This is a genomic window from Paenibacillus daejeonensis DSM 15491 (assembly GCF_000378385.1).
Lineage (GTDB): Bacteria > Bacillota > Bacilli > Paenibacillales > Paenibacillaceae > Paenibacillus_D > Paenibacillus_D daejeonensis.
Genome location: NZ_KB899666.1, coordinates 166,815 through 190,509, shown reverse-complemented (window position 1 = coordinate 190,509; position 23,695 = coordinate 166,815). Strand labels below are relative to the sequence as shown.

Genomic DNA, 23,695 nt, shown 5'->3' with positions numbered 1-23,695 from the left:
AGTCTAGATATGCTGTCAAAGCCATTAACATCTTATTATTGTTTTTTAAATGCAACAAAGGCTTTATTAACATTTCGTAAAGTTCAATACAATTTACAGCATGGTGTGTCTGGAGAAAGTATCGCAGGAAGAGTAAATATTCAAAATGAACGAATTTCTATCCATCCAAGAGGAGTTCTTTCGGGACTTAGCAGTTATCTCAGGGAATCGATTACGGCCCCGAAAGAAAGTTATACCCTAAAGGATGTACTTTATAATCTGGAATATATACATAGAGCGTATAATATGACGTATTCAAATCAACCTGAACTTTACATTCCTGTAGAAGATATTAGATTTGTCCATGACAAGGAACGGAAAATAGGTTGGCTAGAAGCTGTGCTTGAACCTCATTATTCGAGTCAAACAACAATAACTAAGTTAGAAGGCTATAGTTTAGATAACTATTATAGCAATTCAAATTTTTATGTTATCAGAAGAAATAAGACCTTCATTTGGGAAGCACCTAGGAATGCACCAACTGCTGTAAGTGTAGAGAGCTTTAAGAGATATTATTATAAGAACAGAAGAAATCTTCGTTATATCTTTAGTCCAAACAAACTATGGTACATAAAAAGATCGAATCTAACTAATGGATTAATAAATAAAAGCACATTAACACTAACTTTTGCTGCAATGCATAGGTTAAGTGAAATGTCCCGTTATGACCCGAACACATTAGATAAACATTTATCAAACTCAGCTGGTTGGTTGCTGTCTGAATTTATTACTAAGTCGGCATACCAATTTATAGATATGATTTCTTCTGAAATTACTGGAGATGATTTTAGAGTAACAGGGTTCAGAACTTGAATGTACTTCAAGGAAGGCGCCAACTTCTTTATAACACCGCATTCACGCATCGGGGCTATCGCCCCTCGGTCCGCCCGAGGATTTTCGAGGAAGAGAGAGCAGGCGGACAACCCTGCACTGCCTAACCGCGTCGCGGCCACTCCCGTTGGTCGTTTAAGGCAGTGAGGGTTCGTGAATGCAAGAACGTTAGCTGAAACATCCACAAAATATATAATAAAAAAGGTGATACAAGTGAAGTTTTCTCAAAGAATGGGCATAACTCCAATCAAAGAAGTTATACAATTAGAAGGAATGGATGAAGCACTAAGAAATAGCCTATGGAATGTGTTACATGAATCCATTTGGAAGGATGTAAAGTACGATTCCTGGGTCACAATACGTGACACTATTGCCAATAGGTTATTAAAATCGATTTGGTCTAACTTTTTTAAAAAACCCTTAGATTCACCAGAATTAGCTGGTAAGACTTTAACAAGTGTTAGTATTCTAAGAAAGTTCTTTTTGGAAAATGCACATTGGTATGAAGTGTATGATTTGCTTGAGTTTATTGTTGGATTTTCCGAGACATATGGAATAAGGAATAAATTAATTACTTCATTTAATTTAGTCTTGGAGCGAGAAGTTTCAGGTTACAGATTTATTGAAGGCAATATAACTACTATAACTTCTGAAATAGAAATTGAGGAAGTAAATCAATCTTTAAAGAATAATAAGTTTAATGGTGTTCAAATTCATCTTAAACAGGCACTTACATTACTGTCAGATCGGAAGAACCCTGATTACAGGAATTCAATAAAAGAATCAATCAGTGCGGTTGAATCATTATGCAAAGTAATTACAAGTAATCCAAAAGCAACATTGGGAGAAGCAATAAAAAAGTTTGAACAAGAAGGACTATTTTTGCATCCTTCATTAAAGGAATCTATTAATAAACTATATGGATATACGAGTGATGAGAAGGGAATACGGCATGCATTAATTGAAGGGAATGATAATATTACTTTTTCAGAAGCGAAGTATATTCTAGTGATATGCTCTGGTTTTACGAATTATTTAATTAGTAAACTTCAATAGTTGCTGGGTTTATCGAAGATGGTGGATGCATCAGCTAACACCGCATTCACGCATCGGGGCATTCGCCCCTCGGTCCGCGAGAAGTATTTTCGTAGGAGCGGACTCAGCGGACAACCCTGCACCACCTAACCGCATCGCGGCCGGAGAACCGGGAGGCTAAGAATATCTAGCCTCTCGGTTCTCCTTAAGGTGGTGAGGCTTCGTGAATGCCTGAACGTTAGCTGAAATACCTTGAATGAATAAAATCCCCTTTAAAAGTCAAGAACTTGTAATATGTTCATTATTTCATTATCATTAGACTATAACAGGATCTGGAAGGTGAGTAACATGGATATTGCTAAACAGATTGTAGATCAGTGGATACGTAAGATGGTGACAGAACATCCAGATTGGTTTGATAAGGATAGAGATGAAAACAAAAAAATATCAAAAGCCTTTATCATTTTAGGTGTATCTTCATATTTAGGTATTGAACCATCTGAAGCTGAATCATTAATGACAGATGGGGGAAATGATTCTGGGGTTGATGCAATTTATATCGGTGATACAGATAATGACAATGTGAGTTTTCCTGTAGTAATTTTTCAGGCAAAGTACAAATTTGAACTATCAAATGATTCAAACTTTCCTGCAAACAGTATCCTAAGGGTAACAAATGCAATTAAGGCTATTTTTAATCCTAATAAAGACTTAATTATGAATAGTACCCTACAGCAAAAGGTAACAGAAATACGCGCCTTGATAATGGATGGTTATATTCCAGATATAAGATGTATAATGTTAAATAATGGCCTCACATGGAATGCCGAGGGAGACCAGCATATAAACGAAATAAAAAATGATCAAATTCTATTTGACCACTTTAATCATCGTGACATTGTGAACCAAATTCAAAGAAGAAATCAAGTTAATGAATCAATAACACTATCAGGTAAAAGCGTTGTAGAAGATTTTAATTTTAAACGAGTTGTAATTGGAAAGATGAATGTTAGGGAAATAGCTAATCTGTTAGATAAGTATGGCGATGGTTTGTTAGAAAAAAACATTAGAAGACATTTAGGAATTCATAAAAATCGCGTGAATTCAGATATTCAACAGACATTGTTATCAGAGAAGAAGCCTAATTTTTACTTTTTCAACAATGGTATTACCATGGTCTGCAGTCAATTCAATTACAATAAATTTACTGAAGAGAACAGACTTGTGAATGTTAAGGACTTACAGATTATAAATGGTGGACAAACGAGTAAAACTATCATGCAAACTGTGATTGATAATCCTGATGTAGATTTTTCTCAGTGTTTTGTTTTAGTGAGGCTTTATGAATTGCCTGGAGAAGAGCATGAGGAAATGTTAGCAGACATTACCTTTGCTACAAATAGTCAAAATCCTGTAGACCTACGTGATCTACGTGCTAACGAGAAACACCAAAAGCAATTAGAGACAGCAGTTGAACAGTTGGGATACATCTATAAAAGAAAAAGGGATAGCGGCGTTGCTTTTGGAGATTCAATTCCCTCTTCTGTTGCAGCTGAAGCAGTTTTTTCGATATGGAAGAAACAACCGCACATTGCCAAATACAAACGAAACGAATTATTTGGCAAGTTTTATAACGATATTTTTAATAGTCTTAACGCTGCACAACTAATAATAGCTGTGTTAATTTATAGGTATTGTGATAGCCAAAGAAAACGCGAAAATCTTGTAACGAAATATCCCCATTTACCCTACAGCAATTACTTTATGTCAACAATAATTGGTGACTTATTGCTTAAGGATCTGCAAATTGAGCTAGCGGCGTTGACACATATTAACTTTGAAACTGCTAAGTCTCATTTTGAAGGAGCAAAGGATGCATTGTATAACAGAGCAAATGAAAAGATTATTGCAGCTCTAACTGATATGTATCCGGAAGGTTACCAAAATATAGACCCTAGAAGACTGTCCTCTACATTCAGAAGCGGCTTTTTACTTGAAAAGGTATTGTGATTAACAAGGTACAGACATAACTTAGGGTCTGTACCTTTTTCGCTTGTAATTCTGGGAGTGATGTACTTAAGCTAACATAATATTCACGCTGCGGCTCCGATGAGCCTTGATCTGAGTGAAGCATTTCGAGGAGGCATTTCAGCAGACAACCCCTTCGGGGTTCGTGAATTGAATATTTCGAAGAAATAGAGCCACCATTCCGGTGATGAGTGAGCCAGGTCTCCGGCGAACATGAGCCACCCCTCCGGCGGAGGGAGCCACCTGTGCGGAGGTGGCTCCCGGGCGATTATTTGATGAGCCCTTTGCGTTTTCGCATGGAATCGGTGCCTTCAATCGTTATCGTGTAAGAGGAATGCACGATGCGGTCGAGAATGGCATCGGCAAGTGTGCTTTCACCGATTTTACTGTGCCAGCCGCCAGGAGCGAATTGGGAGCAGAAGATGGTGGAGCCGGTGTCATGGCGCCCCTCTACGATCTCTAGTAAGTCTCGGGCCTCACTCTCCTTGAGAGATACCAGCAACCATTCATCCAGGATGAGCAAAGGCACTTTCTTGTAGGCCTTCAAGACGCGCCTGAAAATCCCCTGGCCTCGTGCGACTGCCAGTTCATTTAACAGCTCTGGCAGTCGAATGTATTTCACGGGGAGGAAGTTGCGACAGGCGGCGATTCCTAACGCGCAGGCCAGATACGTTTTGCCTGCACCCGAAGCGCCAATGATGATGATATTGTGTTTATCATGAATGTAGGCGCTCGTGCCCAGGCGAAGGATCTGCTTGCGATCCAGTTTGCGATCGGCGTGATACTCGACGTCTTCAATACAGGCGTTCGTTTGTTGAAAGTCTGCCTTACGGATTAACGCGGTCAGCCGATTACTCTTTCGTCTGGACCATTCCAGATCCACCAGCATACTGAAACGTTCTTCAAACGACAGTTCCTGAAAACCAGGATCGAGCAATTGGGCTTGGAACGACTCAGCCATCGCGGATAGGCTCATCTCGTGCAGTTTGCGTACTGTCGGTTCATTCACCATGATCAGCCCCTCCCGTAGTATCCGCGCCGCGCACAAAGCCGTGGTTTTCGGCGGAAGAGGAGGATGAGGTTTCGTCCAAGGCGGACGCGTCTGTAAGCCGATCTTGTCCAGTCGTCAGGATCGTTTTGATACTTTGGAAATTGGGCCTTGGCGTATAGGATAACGCTCTGGCGCAAGCGGCCTCCAGTCGGTCAACCCCGTGTTTGTCAGCAAGCTTCAGGAGGGCCATACAGCTTCTGTAGCCTTGCTGTTCGACCTTGTGAGAGCTGAGGATGGCCTGGACGGCGGTGCTTGTGTAAGGTCCAACTTGCGCTGCCCAAGAAATGAAACGCTGCCCGTTCCACTGGACAAAACGCTTGTGATTCTCTGGCATATGCGCTTCTACTGTACGGTACTGTCCGGGTTTCCCGTGAAGCCGCGGATGTGAGCAAACCCGGTTATTTTGGTAGAACAACTCAACGGCCGTTCGGGTCATTCGAACATCCATACGGTGCTTAATGTACTCATAAGGGACAGAGTAGTGCATTTTCTCCACACTTACGTGATAATTGAATTGGACCGTGGCGGTTTTCCAGACCGCCATCTCATAAGGGGTAGCCGGCAAAACCAGCAGATAGGGTTTTTCTTCTGCCATAAATACGCTGCGCCTGCTCCCCTCTTTTTTCTGAAACGGCTTGGCATTTAGGATCTCGAGCTTCTCCTTGATCGCCTGGTTGAGTTCAACAGCGTTAAAACATTGCAGATGGCGCAGCGCGGCGAGTACCCAGGTGGAGACCACGCCAACGGAACCTTCCACATTAGGCTTGTCCTTTGGCTTACGCACGCGTGCTGGAATGACAGCCGTGTTGTAATGCTCAGCCATCTCGTGATAGATCTTATTGATGACAGGCTCATGACGCGTTGCTTTTTCGACCCCCGTCTTCAGGTTGTCTGGGATGAGGACTCTCGAGGAACCGCCAAACGCTTGATACATATGGATATGGGCGGTAACCCAGCTTTCCTGATCTTGCGAGGGGAAAGCTTCCACATAGGCGTACTGGCTGTAAGAAAGCATACCTACAAAGACATACATGGTGACCATTTCGCCCGTGTCTCGATCGATGATCGCTGCCTTCTGTCCCGCCCAGTCTAATTCAATTTGTTCGCCGGGCTTACGCTGGATCCGCATCGTGGCGTTCGACTTCAGGGTGTACTGCTGGTAGTGATGGCAGAACTGCGAGTACATGAGTGGAATCTCTTGGCTGGATCGACACTGCTCACAGTACTCGTTCCAGAGTAAACTAAGCGTGACGCCGCTTTTGGCCATTTCTTTGTGGACATACGCGTAATCCGGATGCTTGCGGCTGGAGACTTGGGCTGACTCGGCAAAGAGACGCTGGCGAAGCTCCCCGTCGGTGAGCTCCCGCTCCAACGGCCAGGCGATTCCTAATTCGCCTGCGCGCCCAATAATTTTGGCGACGGTGTTGCGCGAGCAGGCGCAACTGAGGGCGATGTTACGTTGGCTGATCCCTTGGCTATGCAGCCGCAGGATTTCACGATATGGGGTCATGGTGTGACCTCCTCACGAATGATTTGCGTTATCTTGCGATAACGCATAAAGATCATTCTAACAGGAGGTCACTTCTGGTGGCTCACCCCGTCCGGAAGGGTGGCTCAAAAACGCCGGAGAGATGGCTCTCACTCACCGGAACGATGGCTCAATATGCTCCGGAGTATTCATGAATACGGGAACGTTATAGGAAATCAGCAAAACCAATAAACAATAAAATACTTTAAGGTGCCATCTTATGAGTTACTTAAATTACTTAAGATCTAGTAATTTCTTACAACATAAAGTCGAGGAAATATTAGAAAAGCATAAATCTCAACCGGTGGGATCCGGGTATATCGATCTTATTACCAGTTCTAATCAAATCCAATCCTTAATAAGTGAATTAACAAGTATAGGCATCGCGATTAATGGGGTTACTTGGTGATGCCACTGTTCGGAAAACAATAAGTTAAGTATTAATTGTCCTCATGGATTTGGCGGACCATCCAGTTTATTTTTAAGTGGTTGGTTTAGTGAGATAGGAGTTAATTTTTGAGAGTTTTGATATATCCCAAGAACTCTATGATCAATTTGAACATGGACAGGTTACACAAGAAGAAATTAAGACTTTAAATGACAATATAAATAAATACATTAAGGAATTTATGAAATCTGATCTTTTTGAACCCTGTTTTTTTCCTGCAATATGGTTGCATGTGCCAAGAGAATGGAAGAGATTGAAGTACTTAGTTTAAGATCTGATGTTAGTAATTTCGAAGAAGTCGCTGACATCCTATAACACCGTATTCACACTGCGTCGCTTCGCTCCTTGATTCGCCCGAAGCTTAAGTTTCTGGAAGTGGAGTCAGGCGAACAACCCTGCACTGCCTAACATTAAAACACTAAACAACATGAGAAGGAATAAAGACGACAACACTATATAAGCTAAAGGCTAACAATAACAAGACGAGAATGATTGAAAACTAAAGACGAAAATGCTTAAAACCTGTAGGATCAAAGGGCTCTAAAGAGATCTAAGAGATCGACAAAGCAATGACTATTAAGAACGAAAGACTACAGGTTCTAAAAGATCAAAACATGGAGAAGCGAAAAGCAGGGGGGAACATCCCATAACACCAGATTCACGCTGCGGGCATTCGCCCTTGGTCCGGCAGGAGTGATGAAGCGAGGAAGCGGAGTCGGCCGGACAACCCTGCGAGGCTAAGTCTGGCGACCCGGCGTGACGATCGATACGCTGATCGTCCAGGCTACTTAAGCCTCTCGAGTTAGTGAATCCACAGACGTTAGATGAAATCACAGGAAATACATAAAGAATATATAGAAGAATTGGGGGAAGTTCAATGGAGCTTGAGTACAAGATAAATTCAGATTGCTCATCTGAAGAACTGTCAGAAGTATTCGAAAAATCTGGAATAAGAAGACCTTCAGATGATCTTGAGCGACTAAGGAGAATGATAGAGAATGCTGATGAGATCGTGACCGCAAGAGATTCAGGGAAGTTAATAGGAGTGTTAAGAGCCATAACCGACTATTCATACTGCTGCTATATATCTGACTTAGCCGTAGACAAAGAATACCAAGCTATTGGAATTGGGCGAGAATTGATTAATGTATTAATAAACAAACTTGGAAATGATGAAGTTAAATATATCCTGACGTCCGCCCCTCAAGCGGAAGGGTTTTATGAGAAGATTGGATTTGACAGAGACAGTAGGACATTCGTAATAAAGAGACTGAAAAACTGATTTTGTGAGGATGTTCGAGGAGGCCTGTGACATCATCTAACGCCGCATTCACGCATCGGGCATTCGCCCTTGGTCCGCGGGATGCAAACTCAAAGAAGCGGAATCAACGGACAACCCTGCGAGGTTAAGTCTGACGACCCGGCGTGACGATCGCGTCGCTGATCGTCGAGGCAGCTTAAGCCTCTCGGGTTCGTGAATCCACAGACGTTATAGGAAATTAGCTTGAAAATCTATAATTTAAAAACATGGACGGTGATTAATTTGATTTTCTTGAAATTAAGTGAAAAGAATAATTTAAGGCTATGCACAGGTGTACACAATGGAATCGAAGGAAGAGCAGTATTCAATAAAGATATAAGTGCTCGTAAACGCTATTTTTTGGAGAAGCGTTGGCGTGAAGGCGAAAATATATTGACTGCAATAATGATGAACCCAAGTAATGCAGCACATGATAACACTGACGACACTGTCGATCAATTAATCGAAGTAGCACAGAATTATAATTATGATGCTCTTTATGTTGTTAACGTATCAAGTTTCATAGGAGGGAGTAGCAGCAAATTAAACAGCGATAAATTCGTGTTCGATAAAATTAATTGGAGATTCATACAACAAGCTATGAAAGAATCAAACATGATATTTGTAGGGTGGGGAATGAAAGGACAAAAAGCAATATTTCAACATCAAAAAGTTAACGGTATTGTTTTAAAAACTTTTATGATGAAAAAACATTCTATATATACTTACGAGTTTATGAACTCTAAAAATAAAATTTACTCAAAGAAACCTTTTTATTATGTAACACATCCTCGACCATTAAGAAATAAAGAAAAGTATAGACAACAAAAACTGTACAAGTTAACACAGGTTCAATTAAATAAATTGTTAACCAGATAATATTAAACTGTATTTGATAAAATGAAAATTTAGATTAATCAAAGAAGTCGCTAACATCCTATTACATAATATTCACGCTGAGGACATTCATCCTTGATCCGGCATTCGCCGGACACCAGACATGCGGCGGGTCGTGAATACAGGAACGTTATGTGAAATTTCCACAAATCAAAAAAAGGAGAGATCACTATGGCTGAATTTGGGCAAAATATTGTTCAGAGATTCTTAGAAAGAAAAGGATTGAAAGCTGACAAGATTAATGAAAGAGACGAAAAAACACCAGATTTTGAAGTGTTTGAAGAAGAGCATAAAGTCTTCTACTGTGAAGAAAAAACTCTTGATTATGACGATTTTGAAGGAGAGAAAGATGATTCAACTTATAATGCTATTTCTAGACACTTACATAAAGCTGTGAAGCAATTCAAAAGTGTTAATTCTAATCATGAAATACCAAACATATTAGCGATTTTAAATCGAGATCCATTAAAAAATGTACATGATTTATTTATTACTTTAACTGGTCAGGCGCTGTTAGATTCAGGCGAATATATGAACATCCATAGAGTAGGTCACAGAACCGTCGAAGATATTAATGAGGTTGATTTGTATTTATGGTTTGATAATGAAAAATTCGTTAATCTTGTATGGAAAGATGAGGGAAATGCAGGGATGAGACAATCACTAGAAAGATATTTTGTAAGTCAAGTCGAGGAAGGCGGGAACATCACATAACATCATATTCACGCTTCGGGCTTCGCCCTCGGTCCGGACAGATGCAATTGGCAGGGGAGAATTGGCAGTCGGACACATCCGACTACGTCGGACGTCGCGAATATATGAAACGTTATACGCAATTACTGAAAGAATTGAAACCTTAGGAGGAAATCGCTTGTTGGAATACATCGGACAAGAAGAAGAATATTCATCAGTAATTATTAATGGTGAGGAATTTGAAAGGGATGATGAATATAAATTTGTTATCCCAAAGTCAGTTGTTTCAGGTATACGGATAGATGAAATGCATCCCTTATATAGAATGGAAATATGTGAAAAAATTATCGATGATACAATCTTTATTGAACAAGTCCCGTATACAATAACTAGAACAATAACTAGAGAAAGTAAGACTATAGTTGATGTTAATTTTGACGAATCTGGAAGACGGAAGTATTGGGATGGGCCAATTGGATATAAATTGTACATGGAGACTAGGCGAGATTTGATAATTGAAAGACAGAAAGAGATAGGAGATATTGTATTTGATGAGTATGATGATGATGGAGACTATATCACTCTTAGATATAGTATGAAGATTGATTCTGAATTACTTGAAACAGTAATCCAACAGGCAGAACAGTTAGTTAAAGAGATTCAAGGTGCTACTGATATATTATTAAATTCACCCTTTAAAGAAATAAATCATGCAAAAAATGAAGCGGATTTTACGATTGCAATTTTAATACCACTTATAAGGAAGTTAGGTTTTTCTAATGTTCGTTATAACCATGGGAAAAAGGAATATGGAAAAGATGTAATATTTACTAGAAGAACTGAATTTGATGAATATGAATACTGGGGAATACAAGCTAAATTTGGTGACGTTTCGGGCGGTGTTCGTTCAGATATTGATGAACTTACAGGGCAAGCAATTGATGCATTTAGAATGCCTTTTTACGATGTTTATACAAGATCAAAACAGAGAATATCAAAACTAATTATAGCAGTTTCAGGGAAGTTTAAAGAGAATGCGATTGAGAAAATCGTTGAGGGAATAGAAAATAATGCACTTAAAAATAATATTGTTTTTATAGATGGAGAAAAAATAAAGACCCTAATAGAGAGGTTCAGGAGATAGTATATCGAAGAAGACAGTAACTGCGTATAATACCACATCCACGCTGCGGGACTGTCGTCCCTTGGTCCGCCCGAGGGTTTTTGAAGAAGCTGGATCAGGCGGACAACCCTGCACAGCCTAACCGCATTGCGGCCGTTCCCTTAGGTCACTTAAGGCAGTGAGGGTTCGTGAATGCACGAACGTTGTATGGAAGGACACTAAAATTTGGAGGAGAATCGGGTGCAGTACCTAGCAAGTATTCTTTCGATAACAACTATAACAACAATTCTACTAATTGTGCTTAAAACAATAGCTTATTTGAATAAATCGAAAATAGAAAGATTGCTGTTTAGTGACGAACAAAAAATAATCTTTCATGTAATTAGGTTTCTAGGACTGTCAATTTTCTGTAGCTTTATTTCGTTGCAATTAATTGAGTGGCTTACAAGTGATAATATCTCTAACTATAAGGATAATGAGTCGGAACTCTTTAAGATAATAATTACTACATCGATATTAGGTGTATTGCTGGCGTACGTGATTTACTGGCAAATAGTTCCCTTGTTTAAAACGATCAGTGGTATAACAAATAGATACTTTATTGAACACGAGGAACATGGAAAACTCTACATAGTAAAGCCGGCAAACAAAGAACAAGTAATATTATATAGGGAAATGGATGAAGAGAATGTAAAGGGGATGTACGTTTTCGAGACTAAAGAAAGACTTTTATCAAAGAAGATATATTTAGAAGTAGAAAAAGAAAGTTTAATAGATACTATAAAGAAACTAAAGAACTCGAGGGTATAGCTGTATATTAATAAACTGTACGCGCCCATCTGGCCGATTTTTTTTATTGTCATTCTAGTTTTATTTTTTTCTTTATCTACGGGATGACGAAGACAGGTGTGATACAATATGGCTCAAAGCAAATCTTGTTCTGTTTGGGCTTTCCTTTTTTCTTCCTGTCATGTTAATCATGGTCATAGCAGTTACTTGGTATTAAAAAAGTATGGGCAAGCAGGGGCTACGGCGTTGGACGGCTATTATCCTTATCATCATTTTGCCTTCTGTGTTTTTTCTGCTTAATCGTGTGGAGGTTGCAATTCCAGTGGCACTCCTACAAGTTGGTTTAATTTTTGCGGTGGCCAAATTTAAGCGTCCAACTGAAGTTATAACTTTGTAATATTTCATCCGAGTTGCAATCTCTCAAGCTCTGGATAGTCGAAAAAGCACAAGCGGCGGGCTTCCCTGACCGTCGCTTGAGCTTACTTTCTTTTGTAGCACTTTTTCCAGTATTGAATAATCTCTTCTTTAGTATGCTTCTTAGTGCTTCTCCACAAATTGATTTCCCACTCATGAATGGCTTGTTGTTCGGATTGGAAAAAACGATAATCGCAAATATCCCAGGAACAGAATATTTTACGATACCATTTTCCGTTCGGGACTTTGCCGCTGAAACGTCGAACCGCTTTACTCGCTTTACGCTTTGCCCAACGTGTCCCAGGTGAACTGTGGTCTTTACATACGGGTGTTCGTTTTAAACTTCTACTCATAGTGGCTATCTAACCTCCTTACGGGAAGCTAGTAGCCGTCCATTTTTTTCATCCTCTCACCTCGGTGCGCACAAGGTATAATCTTATTCTATTTTAATCCTGTTCATTTAGTAATTCCATATAGAAAACTCGAATGTTCTAGAAGTGTCGAACAAATATATTCGGGGATAAAACGGAGTTTACTTCCAGGGCAACAAAATCGATTGAAAAACGAGACTTAAGATTTATGCTTCCGTCTCGCTTTTATTGGGTTTCGTCTTTTCTCAGTTCTTCATATTCAACCTCAACCAACTTCATAAAGTCAGATGGCTTGATCTGCAATCCCTGGCACAAATCAAATATTTTAGTGACCGATGGCTCGTTGCGGCCAACTTCAATCATGGAGATATAGGAGCGGTCTACATTGCATTCATGGGCGAGGTCTTCTTGACTTAGCCCCTTTTTTATACGTAAGGCTTTAACGGTTTTGCCGATTACCTGTTTAAGTGAGATGGACGGTTCGCTCAAGGAAATTTACTCCTTTTAAGTCCATTATCAATTTGATATACTAATCAAGACAGATAAAGTATTCAACAAAAAGTTATAAATTTACTATTTACTACTCAGTATAGACATCCAACACAATCCCTACACCCCAAACAAAGGAGTGGATTCATGCATCGTATACGGAGAATAGTAGAGCGGGAGCGACAAAGGCTGAATGAGCTGGGGATGCAGACACTGGCTCGGGGTGTGCCGCTGGCTAAGTGTCCAGAGGTACAGGCACAGAGCCGTAAGGTGGATGCCTGGACGGCGCTTCATGACCGCATGAAGTTGAATGAACAGCCGGATCGTTATAACCTAGAAAAGGGGGAGAGGACCATCGGTATCCCAGCATGGTTCCAGCAAGCCATCCAGCATCGGCTGGTGGATGTTGTTGCTCAAGCGGAGTTGGATGATTCGCTAAGCCACTTGCGAGCTGAGGAAGAAGCAGCTTTCGAAGCTTTGTATGCCGAACTCTCGGATAAGGGAGGCTCCGTAGCCTATACGGCTTGGGAGGAGAAGCACTACCAATTAGAGGCTGCTGTTCAGAAGCGGTTGTATCTGCAGGGGATCCAGGATGGGATGGAGCTGGCGAGGAGCATGCTGCACCCGAGTCCTCAAGCCGCGGAGGACGATCAGCGCGATTCGTTCAGCCCTCCCTACTCAGATAGCGGAAAGCCGCCTCTTGCCTATTAACCTCTGCGCACCGCGGTGGAGGTTTTTTTGTATGCCTTTTTTGTACTGGATAGGTATTAGGAATTATCATTGAAATGTTGTCCCCTCCCACTGTATAGGCCATGGTAAAATGAAGGTAACTCATTGTCATCAGCCATTCACGAGGACAGGAGGCGTCCTGCAATGCAAACGAAGGTCATTCACATAAACAAACCAACAACCGAACCCGAAATGGTGAACTTGTATGCCACCGTTGAGGAGGCATTACGGACATTGGATCCGGACTTGCCAGCGTATTTTGCGGAGCCGAATATTTGTGATGATTGCGACATGGCGGACATCGTCTCGCTGTTTGCGGACTATTATGAGTCTGAAGACAACCAGCAACGAACCCTCCGTGCGGAGGAGGCAACAGATCACTGGCGGTTGTATTTTACATATGAAGAGGGAGAGCAAGTGTAAATTCTAGCGCGAGGTGATTTCAGTGAGCGTGATACCTATCGTATCCTTAAATGTGGGTATGCCCAAAGTGGTCCCATTTCAGAAGAAAGAGGTGCCGACAGGGATATTCAAAACCCCTACAGACGAAGCTTTGTTTTTGTCTTATATCAACTTGGATGGAGATGGGCAGGGCGATCTCGCGCATCATGGGGGACGGGAGAAGGCCGTCTGCGTTTATCCTTACGAGCACTATCCCTTCTGGGAAAAGGAGCTGGCCCAACCGTTAGTGTACGGAGCCTTCGGGGAGAATCTGACAACCCAAGGCTTGGTGGAGACGGAGGTGTGTATTGGGGATATTTTTGAGTGGGGACAAGCCGTGGTTCAAGTGAGCCAGCCGAGACAGCCCTGCTACAAGCTGACCCTCAGACACGGGGTGCCGGATATGCTCTTGAAGGTTCAACAGACGGGCTACACGGGCTTTTACTTCCGGGTGCTGAGAGAAGGGATGGTCTCCAGAAATGACGGCCTTTCACTCGTACAACGGCATCCGCAGCAGATCACGATTGCCTTTGCCAACCGGATCATGCACCAGGACAAGGAGAACACCGAGGGCATGAATCAGATTCTAGCTGTACAGGAGTTGTCTTCGAATTGGAGAGCGACGTTCCAAAAACGTCTGGCAGGAATAGAGACGGACACGCGGGAGCGGCTGACTGGGGAAGTGTAAGGTGACAATTGGAAGATGTCCAAATGCACGAATGTTAGCTGAAATTATTGTGTAGAAACAGAGGAGCTTAAATCATGAAAAAGAGATATCTCGTTCCACTTGTAACTGGCTTTATGGCATGTTCCTTCGTCATTGGAGCTTATGCTTCGTCAGAAGTTTCTATTATTATTAACGGTGTGAAATCATCTAGTCCAAGTAAGATTATCGAAGGAACCACATATGTACCATTAAGATCTGTTTCTGAAATGCTCAATTCTGATGTTGCTTGGAATGAAAATAATAAAACGATCACGATATCAAGTAAAGACGGCGTGAAAATCAATTATATAAGAGATATTGCCGAGGATCGGGACTTCATTTTTCGAAATATAAGAACTAGAAAGGCTCAATATGGATGGGATGTGTTCTTTGAAATTGAGAACGCCTGGAATAAGAAAGTCCATACCGGATCTTACATATTGAATTTCTATGGAGAAGATAATAAAAAAATCGCTCAAGTAGATGGACTGATAGTGAATTTCCCTTCTGGAAAGAAAGAGAATATACAAAACATTACTTTTGATGACCTGGCTCATGCTAAAAGCGTAGATGTGATCATGATTTATAGAAAAGATTAGCGCATAGCTTATTCATTGGAGCCAAAGCGAAAGTTTCAATCGCCCAATCTAAAGTTTTCTTTACATTCCAAATCGGGCCTAATCTATGATGTTAAGATGATTGAAAAACATCATGGGGAGAATAGGCATGAAAAAAATCATTTCTAGTCTTTTGATTTTCACGTTAGTATGTAGTGTGATTTTCTCGTCAATGGATTGGCATGCAACAGCATCCGGTGAGGACGTGCCCAGGTTTGAAGCAGTCGATATCACGGATAGGACAGCGACTTTGGAATGGGACCCCATTGAGGGAGCGGTAAGTTATTCCTTACATATATTCGGGACGCAGCTCTTTGATTTTACGCCAGATAAGTTCCGTCATGAGGTGACGGGTTTGAAGCCTAACATGGTGCAAGAAATGACGCTGTATTACCGGGATGCCGCTGGTGAGACGTTCGAGCTTAAGCATGAATTTACTACGGCTCCATTAGTTTTTGCAGCTCCGGCTAATGTAAGGGTTCTGAATGTTGCGACCAATAGTGCGGAAATCCATTGGGACCCTAATCCGTTTGCGACCAGATATGAGGTGGAAGTGAATGGCGAATTTGCAGGAGGTGTGGACCAGAGTCCTTATACCCTTAGTGATCTAACAGAGAATACGACCTATGAGGTAAAGGTGTACGCATCCAATGGTCTCCAGTACTCTACTGCTGCTGAAATTGAATTCACAACAACGGGCAGCTCATGGCCTGATGCTGCGGAAGTGAACCTGAGAGCAGTGGATGTAACAGCTACGACTGCAACGTTAGTGTGGAATGAAATCCCTGCGGCCACGGAATACCTTTTATCCGATGGTGAGGATTTTGAAGAGCGCGTGACTGCTGTTTCCTATGAGCTTACAGGTCTATCGCCGAATACAGAATATGCTTTCTCGCTGATTGCAAGTCATTCGATGGCGTCTTCGAGTGAGTATACGTATACGTTCACGACTGCTCCAGCTCCACCTACAAGCCTAACGGCAACAGCAGGCGATGGACAAGTGAATCTTGTCTGGAACGCGGCACCGGGTGAGGGGTACACTTATCAAGTGAAGCGCAGCACAACTTCAGGTGGTTCGTATGCGACAATAGCGGCCAATGTGACCGAAGCGAGCTACCAAGATACAACAGCAGTCAACGGAACGACTTACTATTATGTCGTGACTGCGATGAATAAGGGATTGGAAAGCGCCCATTCCAACGAGGGTAGTGCGCAACCAACCGCAATTGTTGTTGTGCCAATTTCACCCGTGACAGGAGTCATTATACCGACATCGCCCATAACAGCACCAATCCTAACAGAAGATAATTTATCCGGATCATCGGATGGAGAGAATCGTACGGTCATCTTAAGGGTTGCTTCTACGATCGAGAAGACCGAGGATGGCAGAACCGTTTCAACGACTACCGTCGACCCGGCTGTTTTGCAAAAAGCCATAGATTTGCTTAAGTCCACTTCAGGTACACCAACAATTATCATTGACGTACCTGGTAATGGGGAGATAACGAATATCCTGCTTGGCGCTGGAATGATTGCAGAACTACAAGCTCAAGTTCCTTCTGCATTAGTTTCGGCACGAGTGGATAACGTGACTTATGATCTTCCTGTAAAAGCTCTCGATCTTCCGGCCATGGCAGAGAAATTAGGAGCGGAAGTGGAAGATGTGAACGTCAATGTTACGATTGATAAGGTGAGCGGATCGTCTCTTACAGCTATTGAGCGTGCAGCGAATCAATCGGGACTGCAACCCATTTCTGAAGTGGTAGACTTTCATGTAACAGCAGAATCAAACGGCATTACATCACCGGTAGATGATTTTGGAGACGTGTATGTATCTAGGGAAATTCCACTTACTAAAGAAATCACCAGCTCCGCTACGGGTGTCTTATACAATCCGACGCTTGGGACATTCTCGTTCGTTCCGTCTACCTTCCAGAGTGGCAGAGATGGGGCAACGATAGCGACTCTTAAGCGAACGGGCAACAGTATTTACACCGTAATTCAATATTCGAAAACCTTCGAAGATTTGAAGGGACACTGGGCCAAAGCAGAGGTAGAATTGCTTGCTTCCAAACTTGTGGTCAAAGGAATGTCAGACGATCGCTTTGAACCTGAACATGAGATAACCCGCGCTGAGTTTGCAACGCTCTTAGTACGAGCCATGGGGCTCTCTGAGGACCACACGTCCAGATTCTCGGATGTCCAATCGACGGATTGGTTCGCAGGCGCAGTCAATGCAGCTGCTAAGGCGGGATTGGTCGAGGGCCTTGAAGAGGGTACCTTTGGACCAAGTGCCAACATTACCCGTGAGCAGATGGCGGTGATGATCATTCGTGCCATGCGCTTCGCCGACCAGCAGCCAACTGCTAATGCCGAAGGCTTGTCCGTATTCACAGACAGTCCATCAATAAGCGACTGGGCGAAAGAAGCCGTTGCTCAATCTGTGAGCGCAGGCGTGATCTATGGTAAAACAGCTACCACCTTCTCCCCCAAGGAGAAGGCTAGCCGGGCCGAAGCGACAGTGATGCTGAAGCGGATGCTTCAAGTGTTAGAGTTCATTAACTAGCAATAAAGGCGGGCCTAACCAGATAGCGTAAGCTGTCGCTGGCCGACTAACCTCTCCGCACCGCGGTGGAGGTTTTTTGCATGGCTCTTTTAGCTAGTGGAGAGGCATTAGGGTATAGGCCATGGTAAAATGGAGGTAGCTTAAAATAACGACGCATGAAAATACAAATCCAAAAGATGGAGTAGTCAATTGAAAACGAAATATAAGAAGATAAAAATAACTGTTTTTATAATGGTATTGCTTCTTTCAGTCGGATTGGTGTTTCCAACCTGGACCCCTCGGATTGAAGGACATCACAGCATAAGCCTTTTGAAACAGATTGAGATTAATGGCACGGGTCATGAAGTAATGATTAGAGGCGTGGACAGACGGAATCCGATCGTAATCTTTGTGCATGGTGGTCCTGGTTGTTCGGAAATTCCGTATGTATGTAAATATCAAGAATTACTGGAAGATCACTTTACCATTGTACACTATGATCAACGTGGAAGCGGGAAGTCGTATCACTTTCTGGAGGACTATTCGGATTTATCCGCCGACTTGCTCGTAGAGGACTTGTTGGCATTAACGGATGATGTGACGAAGGAACTTGGACAAGAAAAGGTATTCCTGATCGGCCATTCTTTTGGCACATACATTGGTATGAAGGCAGCCGAAAAAGCGCCTGACAAATTTATGGCCTACGTGGGTATTGGACAGGTTGCTGATATGGGGAAAAGCGAGCTGGATAGCTTGAATTATTCTATTGCACAAGCAAAGTTGGCAGGAAACGTAAAAGATGCCGAGCGATTAGAAAAGCTTCGGGCTCCAATCGAAAATGGGGAGCGCCTGACGCCAAGAAATATGGTGAGAAAGTATGGCGGAGCAGCTAGATTAATTGATGATAATATGGATTATTACCAAGGGTTTCTCTTTAATCCGGAGTATAATTTACTTGATGTTATTCGATATATAAAAGGCGTTTCGCTCTCGCAGGACATTTTGTTGAAGGAAGTGTCACAAAACAATATAACAAGGATTATTAAGAAATTAGATCTGCCTGTTTATTTTGTCATGGGCCAATATGATTATATGACTTCAGTACACGCAGCCAAAGAATATTTCGATGTTCTGGAAGCTCCGAAGAAGGAGTTCGTGATGTTCGAGAAATCTGCTCATTATCCGCAGTTTGAAGAGAAAGAGCGATTTGCGGAATGGCTACGATCCATAGCAGAGGAGTAGTGGGGGAGAAGACGCATTTCTTGTGTGAAAGGACGGGATCATTTTGATAGCAAAACTATTATCCGCCCTTTGTTCTGCGATTGTCTTATCCTTGATATTTTCGTTAGTTCAACATGAGAATGAGTTCCAGCAATTTTCGTTTTTGTATCAATTCATGGCTGGTTTTTTCGTACTGCTTGTACTATTTTTAGGGATAGGTCTGCCGGTATCGCTCGTTATGGAAAGAGTCTTACAAGACGGAGGGGCATCGCCTGCAGCATCCCTGAGACAATCCGTTTTGAAGTTGCTACTCTATATAGCGGCTGCAGCTGCTCTAGGCTGTGTACCCCTTATCTTTCACGGGAATTTCAATCTGTCTTTTCTCTTAACATTTGTTGCAGGCGGCTTCACTTATTATTTGTTCGAGTTCTTGTTTCGATCAAAGTCACAACGTAACTAGGGGGATGGGATGTTCTTTTTTATCGCATTAGTCGTGTCTTTTATCTTGTTCCTGACGCTTGGTTTCCTATTCAACACAAAGTACAAGGTCCTCGTATCACTGGCGAGTGCGCTTGTGGTGAGTGTGGTGCTTGAAGTGCTGGAGCAGTTCTATTTGAGCAGCATCATTGTGGTGGCTTTCGTTTTGTATTACATCATCGGCAACATTCAGACCTTCAGGAACGAACAGCTGAAGCTGCTTGTTGCGGTGCTCTTTAGCACGTCCATCGTGACACTTGTCCTGTCCTTTACATATTTTAATCAAATCACTACACCCTCGGACTCTGAGATTATTCGAGTAATGTTTATTTACTACCCGTTATTAATCATCTTTATTGCTTGTTATGCCTACATGCTGCTTTGTGTATTGAATTTCAAAATCCTGCAAGCCGCTAATCCCGTTGTGTACATCATGGATAAAATTCGAGGGTATCGTCGCATGCTTCGGTTGTTCTGGATTGTGTCGCGCAAAGGGGTGAATCATTTGATTCAGCAGGATCATGCCAAGCTGCCTTATGCGATTGCTGGGGTGCTGGAGACCATGGGAGGCGTGTTTGTTAAGTTCGCCCAGGTGTTATCGACCAAAAAAGATATGCTGCCCGCGAACTACATCGAAGCGTTCTCCAGTCTGCATGACCAAGTGAAACCGCTCAGTCAGGATGAGCTGAAGAGCATCATTGCCAGCAAAATTGGCAACTTGGATGAGACGTATGAAGCCTTCGAAATGAAACCTATCGCGGCGGCTTCGATCGGTCAGGTTCATCTGGCGAAGCTGAAATCGACGGGAGAGAAAGTGGTTGTTAAGATTTTGAGGCCGGATGTTAAGCAAAAGATGACCGTGGACTTGGATCTCCTGATTCAATTCGTGTCCTGGTTATCCGAACGCTCTACCAAAATCAAACAACTTGGCTTAATCCAACTGGCCCAAGGCTTCAAACAGAATCTGATCGAGGAAACGGACTTTGATATTGAAGCCCTGAATACCAACCTGCTGCGACAAGCCTTCCAAGAACACGATATCCCTCTACGCGTACCGAGGGTCTACTCGGAGTACTCCACGAAGCAAATTCTGACGATGGAATTTATAGAGGGAAGTAGCTTCACCAAGGAAGTGACAACCGACGTTTCTGAAAAGATCATGCACGCCTTCCTGCATCAGATTCTGATCATTGGCATCTTCCATGCGGACCCGCATCCTGGGAACCTCATGCTGACAAAGGATGGAGAGGTTGCGCTGATTGACTTTGGTTCGGTGGGCTATTTATCCGCTGATGAACGAGAGGGTATGTTAAGCTTCCTGATCGGTTTCGGCAGCAAGGATACGAAGCAGATGGCGCAGGGCCTGATAAGCATTTGTGAAGATGGGGCGTTACACGATGTGAACCGTTTAGAGCAACGACTCGGGAGGCTTTTAGCTGAAGCATCGTTCTCACATGATCCGACGAGCGTCATGATGAAACGACTGATGACCCTGATTACGGAGATGGGACTCTCATTGAAACCGACGGTTGCCGGTGCGTTCCGAGCCATCATTACGTTGGACGGGACCCTGTCCTCTGTAGACAAAGGGTACTCCCTATCCGCGGCGAGTCAATCGTACGCTAGCCGTATCGATAAAGGGCACTTAGCCAAGGAACGTCTAACTAAGGCAAAGGGGCAATTAGAGGATTACCTCCCCAAATTACTGGCGTTACCTATACTGAAAGACAATCGAATCATCTTGGCCCGCGAAGAAAACCATCTATTGAATGACTTTATGGGGACGTTGACCATCGGTTTATTCACAGTGATATGTATGATCGTCATGCTGGCTGGCTTTTTTGTGCAGGGGGAGATCATGCAATTTTTACTTACTCCCTTGTCGATGTCTGGCTTTGGCGTAGGGATGATTATGCTGATCATGTCGGTGATTAAGCAGTTGAAGCCGAGGGGATAAGCATTGGTGTAGTGTTGAACAGCAGCAAAGAAAAAGCAAATTGCAGGAATGAAATGGTCATGTTATGATTAGGATACAAAGAAGGAGCCGGACTGCCATCCGACTCCCTGCACAACATTTTGGGTGGGAAACCTCCAAATGACTCAGAGAAAATAATCCGCACCTTGGCGCTAACCTGGGCGGATTATTTTCGTTTATTCAGATAAGTGAGTAACGCCAGGAAGAACATACCGAGCATAATCACTTCTGTCAACGAAAATTGCATACGCATCACCGCCGTTCTGGAGGCGATACTTTCCCACCCAAGTCTGTTGCACTCTAGTATTATATCAAAATATGACATTTTTGGCATAGAACCTTTTTGTTCAACATAAGTACTGATGGTGAAATACCCAACTCTTTATTCAATTAAGGGGGCTTTCCACAACTATACAAATCCAATAAAAATATTAAAAAAACAAATGAGAGCACCCTTAGGGGTGTTTTCTTTTGTATCCAAAAGGAGTTAATAAAGTGTTAATAATCCATTTAGAAGGAATCAATAGCCATCGTCTATAATGAACAGTAGAGGAAGCTTCCTTACATAGGAAAGGAGAGGAAACGAAACGATGAAACTCAGTAAAAAGGGCATCTCGATTGCCGCATTCGCTCTGGGCGCTTGTGTCTTTGTCTCGACGGCATTGGCGGATCTGGCCGTGGGTACGGGCTACGATCGCCTGAAAGCAGCGTCGAAGCATACAGCCGCGCAGCTGGTGAGCGAATTGGGCAACTACACCATTGAGGCGAGGTACACGATAAAGAGCAACACAAGCGTGCTGCATGAGTTGAACAGTGTGATCAAGTTCGACGCAGCGAACCAAGCGACGGAGGAAACGAACACGACCTTATTGGGCAACGGCGAGGTGTCGACGGGGTACAACTACAGGGATAAGGAACGCATGATCTGGAAGAGCAGCTATGATGAGAAATATTATGTGACGGAGTACAATCAGGAGTGGAACTCGCATGATCGAGTTTTTAATCCATTTGAACAAGAGGGCGCAGCAGAAGTGGAACGGATCATCGATGCCGTAATCGGTAATCTGAAGGACCAGGTGCAAGTCGACGAGGTGGCAGGTGGAGGCGTTACCTATTCGGGCAGCTTGTCTGAGGTGCAGGTGCCGGCTTTGATTAACGCGGTTGCCTCCTTTGGGGTAAAGCAGATGCTTGTGGACCAAGGCCGTATCGTCCGTGATTATGATATACCCAAGCTGGCGAGCGATGTGTTCGTGAAGCGGGTGACGGGTATGGCTGTGGAAGACGAAGCCGGCTTGATTAGCCACTTTACAGGTGAACTCATCTTGTCTGGCAAGGATGAAGCAGGAAATTTGAACGATTTCACGGTGAGCGCGATCTTTAGCTTGGTTGACGTCGGAACAACCTCCGTGACCGCACCGGACTTGACGAATGTCACGGTGGAGTCGATCGGCGGCTCGGGCTTCAGCTCCATGCATGAGGGAACGTATCGCAACGATATTGTTAAAGAAGAGAATGGCGCTCTGGTGAAAATTGGAGAGAGAACTCTCATTATCTCCAGTATCGACGGTAATGATATCTCCGGCAGCTACTTCGAGAAGGTGCAGCCTGAATACCTGGATGAGTATGGCGAGGAATACAACTTTACGTTCGAGCATACGCTCACTTCGTCAAATTCAATGAACTTCTTCACCTATACCAATTCGAAAGGTGAAGAGGAGCAAGCACAGCTGCAGTTGTCAAGCCCAGGGGGAGTGTATCTCCAGTTGAACATTCAGATCATGAACGATCATTCGTATCAGTTCAATGATCGGCCTTATGACAATGGAGATTTCAGACGCGTATTTGAAGAATAAAAAGAAGCTTGGCATTCAAAGTAAATGCCAACGTACCAGGCAGCTCCTGCTGGCACCATGTGCCCGCAGGAGCTGCCCTGTCAACGTTTCTGGGG

The 23,695-nt window shown here is 43.0% G+C and carries 20 protein-coding genes; 16 read left to right on the top strand and 4 right to left on the bottom strand.

The window, feature by feature from the left end; translation table 11 throughout:
* Nucleotides 1-9 precede the first annotated feature (9 nt).
* The 3 genes from F556_RS37265 (at nt 10) to F556_RS0121365 (ending at nt 3,915) form a co-directional block, all read left to right on the top strand.
* Nucleotides 10-852, top strand: a complete 843-nt coding sequence (locus F556_RS37265) for a YaaC family protein (protein ID WP_083938085.1) — start codon at nt 10-12, stop codon at nt 850-852.
* Between the two features lie 171 nt (nt 853-1,023).
* Nucleotides 1,024-1,926, top strand: a complete 903-nt coding sequence (locus F556_RS0121370) for an AbiJ-NTD4 domain-containing protein (RefSeq protein WP_020619041.1) — start codon at nt 1,024-1,026, stop codon at nt 1,924-1,926.
* A 327-nt stretch (nt 1,927-2,253) separates the two neighbouring features.
* On the top strand, nt 2,254-3,915 hold the full coding sequence (locus F556_RS0121365; RefSeq protein ID WP_020619040.1) for an AIPR family protein: 1,662 nt from the start codon (nt 2,254-2,256) through the stop codon (nt 3,913-3,915).
* Between the two features lie 286 nt (nt 3,916-4,201).
* On the opposite strand, the gene istB is transcribed toward F556_RS0121365, so the two are convergent.
* Together istB and istA are read right to left on the bottom strand one after the other, a co-directional pair.
* Nucleotides 4,202-4,945, bottom strand: a complete 744-nt coding sequence (istB, locus tag F556_RS0121360; RefSeq protein ID WP_020619039.1) for an IS21-like element helper ATPase IstB — start codon at nt 4,943-4,945, stop codon at nt 4,202-4,204.
* A complete protein-coding gene (gene istA, locus F556_RS0121355) occupies nt 4,935-6,494 on the bottom strand; it encodes an IS21 family transposase (RefSeq protein ID WP_020619038.1) in 1,560 nt (519 codons plus the stop codon). The genes istB and istA overlap by 11 nt, the downstream gene beginning before the upstream one ends.
* 1,343 nt (nt 6,495-7,837) lie before the next feature.
* Here istA and F556_RS0121350 point away from each other — a divergent pair.
* The 5 genes from F556_RS0121350 to F556_RS37980 all read left to right on the top strand — a co-directional run bounded on the left by F556_RS0121350 (nt 7,838) and on the right by F556_RS37980 (nt 11,783).
* The gene (locus tag F556_RS0121350) at nt 7,838-8,242 is read left to right on the top strand and encodes a GNAT family N-acetyltransferase (RefSeq protein WP_020619037.1); all 405 of its coding nucleotides are present in this window, start codon (nt 7,838-7,840) and stop codon (nt 8,240-8,242) included.
* 222 nt (nt 8,243-8,464) lie between these two features.
* Complete coding sequence (locus F556_RS36505) at nt 8,465-9,139, top strand: DUF1643 domain-containing protein (protein ID WP_020619036.1); 675 nt, start codon at nt 8,465-8,467, stop codon at nt 9,137-9,139.
* Nucleotides 9,140-9,328: 189 nt separating this feature from the next.
* The gene (locus F556_RS0121340; protein WP_020619035.1) at nt 9,329-9,871 is read left to right on the top strand and encodes a hypothetical protein; all 543 of its coding nucleotides are present in this window, start codon (nt 9,329-9,331) and stop codon (nt 9,869-9,871) included.
* Nucleotides 9,872-10,028: 157 nt separating this feature from the next.
* Nucleotides 10,029-10,994 (top strand): restriction endonuclease, encoded by a 966-nt coding sequence (locus F556_RS0121335; protein WP_020619034.1) that lies wholly within the window; start codon nt 10,029-10,031, stop codon nt 10,992-10,994.
* A 516-nt stretch (nt 10,995-11,510) separates the two neighbouring features.
* Entirely contained in the window at nt 11,511-11,783 is a 273-nt protein-coding gene (locus F556_RS37980) for a hypothetical protein (protein WP_157272877.1), read from the top strand.
* Between the two features lie 458 nt (nt 11,784-12,241).
* Here F556_RS37980 and F556_RS38390 read toward each other — a convergent pair whose 3' ends face one another.
* Nucleotides 12,242-12,529 carry a hypothetical protein gene (locus tag F556_RS38390; RefSeq protein ID WP_083938083.1) on the bottom strand — a complete coding sequence of 96 codons (288 nt, stop codon included), beginning with the start codon at nt 12,527-12,529 and terminating at the stop codon, nt 12,242-12,244.
* Between the two features lie 243 nt (nt 12,530-12,772).
* Nucleotides 12,773-13,036, bottom strand: coding sequence for a helix-turn-helix domain-containing protein (locus F556_RS0121325; RefSeq protein WP_020619032.1), 264 nt, complete (start codon nt 13,034-13,036; stop codon nt 12,773-12,775).
* Between the two features lie 147 nt (nt 13,037-13,183).
* Here F556_RS0121325 and F556_RS38615 point away from each other — a divergent pair, with 147 nt between their 5' ends.
* The 8 genes from F556_RS38615 (at nt 13,184) to F556_RS0121275 (ending at nt 23,600) form a co-directional block, all read left to right on the top strand.
* On the top strand, nt 13,184-13,747 hold the full coding sequence (locus F556_RS38615) for a hypothetical protein (protein WP_020619031.1): 564 nt from the start codon (nt 13,184-13,186) through the stop codon (nt 13,745-13,747).
* A 162-nt stretch (nt 13,748-13,909) separates the two neighbouring features.
* Nucleotides 13,910-14,188 (top strand): hypothetical protein, encoded by a 279-nt coding sequence (locus F556_RS0121310; RefSeq protein WP_020619030.1) that lies wholly within the window; start codon nt 13,910-13,912, stop codon nt 14,186-14,188.
* A gap of 58 nt (nt 14,189-14,246) precedes the next feature.
* Complete coding sequence (locus F556_RS0121305; RefSeq protein ID WP_051108774.1) at nt 14,247-14,894, top strand: MOSC domain-containing protein; 648 nt, start codon at nt 14,247-14,249, stop codon at nt 14,892-14,894.
* 74 nt (nt 14,895-14,968) lie between these two features.
* Nucleotides 14,969-15,511, top strand: a complete 543-nt coding sequence (locus tag F556_RS0121300; protein ID WP_020619028.1) for a stalk domain-containing protein — start codon at nt 14,969-14,971, stop codon at nt 15,509-15,511.
* Nucleotides 15,512-15,611: 100 nt separating this feature from the next.
* On the top strand, nt 15,612-18,095 hold the full coding sequence (locus F556_RS36495; RefSeq protein ID WP_083938081.1) for an S-layer homology domain-containing protein: 2,484 nt from the start codon (nt 15,612-15,614) through the stop codon (nt 18,093-18,095).
* 189 nt (nt 18,096-18,284) lie between these two features.
* Complete coding sequence (locus F556_RS0121290) at nt 18,285-19,316, top strand: alpha/beta fold hydrolase (RefSeq protein ID WP_020619026.1); 1,032 nt, start codon at nt 18,285-18,287, stop codon at nt 19,314-19,316.
* A 472-nt stretch (nt 19,317-19,788) separates the two neighbouring features.
* Nucleotides 19,789-21,729, top strand: coding sequence for an ABC1 kinase family protein (locus F556_RS0121280; protein WP_211222625.1), 1,941 nt, complete (start codon nt 19,789-19,791; stop codon nt 21,727-21,729).
* A 608-nt stretch (nt 21,730-22,337) separates the two neighbouring features.
* A complete protein-coding gene (locus F556_RS0121275) occupies nt 22,338-23,600 on the top strand; it encodes a hypothetical protein (RefSeq protein WP_020619023.1) in 1,263 nt (420 codons plus the stop codon).
* Nucleotides 23,601-23,695: the final 95 nt, after the last annotated feature.

Coding starts and splice junctions, on each gene's coding strand:
- F556_RS38615 (WP_020619031.1), top strand. CDS start 13,184: ATGCATCGTATACGGAGAATAGTAGAGCGGGAGCGACAAAGGCTGAAT.
- F556_RS0121275 (WP_020619023.1), top strand. CDS start 22,338: ATGAAACTCAGTAAAAAGGGCATCTCGATTGCCGCATTCGCTCTGGGC.
- F556_RS0121310 (WP_020619030.1), top strand. CDS start 13,910: ATGCAAACGAAGGTCATTCACATAAACAAACCAACAACCGAACCCGAA.
- F556_RS0121305 (WP_051108774.1), top strand. CDS start 14,247: ATGCCCAAAGTGGTCCCATTTCAGAAGAAAGAGGTGCCGACAGGGATA.
- F556_RS0121350 (WP_020619037.1), top strand. CDS start 7,838: ATGGAGCTTGAGTACAAGATAAATTCAGATTGCTCATCTGAAGAACTG.
- F556_RS0121365 (WP_020619040.1), top strand. CDS start 2,254: ATGGATATTGCTAAACAGATTGTAGATCAGTGGATACGTAAGATGGTG.
- F556_RS0121300 (WP_020619028.1), top strand. CDS start 14,969: ATGAAAAAGAGATATCTCGTTCCACTTGTAACTGGCTTTATGGCATGT.
- istA (WP_020619038.1), bottom strand. CDS start 6,494: ATGACCCCATATCGTGAAATCCTGCGGCTGCATAGCCAAGGGATCAGC.
- F556_RS0121340 (WP_020619035.1), top strand. CDS start 9,329: ATGGCTGAATTTGGGCAAAATATTGTTCAGAGATTCTTAGAAAGAAAA.
- F556_RS37265 (WP_083938085.1), top strand. CDS start 10: ATGCTGTCAAAGCCATTAACATCTTATTATTGTTTTTTAAATGCAACA.
- istB (WP_020619039.1), bottom strand. CDS start 4,945: ATGGTGAATGAACCGACAGTACGCAAACTGCACGAGATGAGCCTATCC.
- F556_RS38390 (WP_083938083.1), bottom strand. CDS start 12,529: ATGAGTAGAAGTTTAAAACGAACACCCGTATGTAAAGACCACAGTTCA.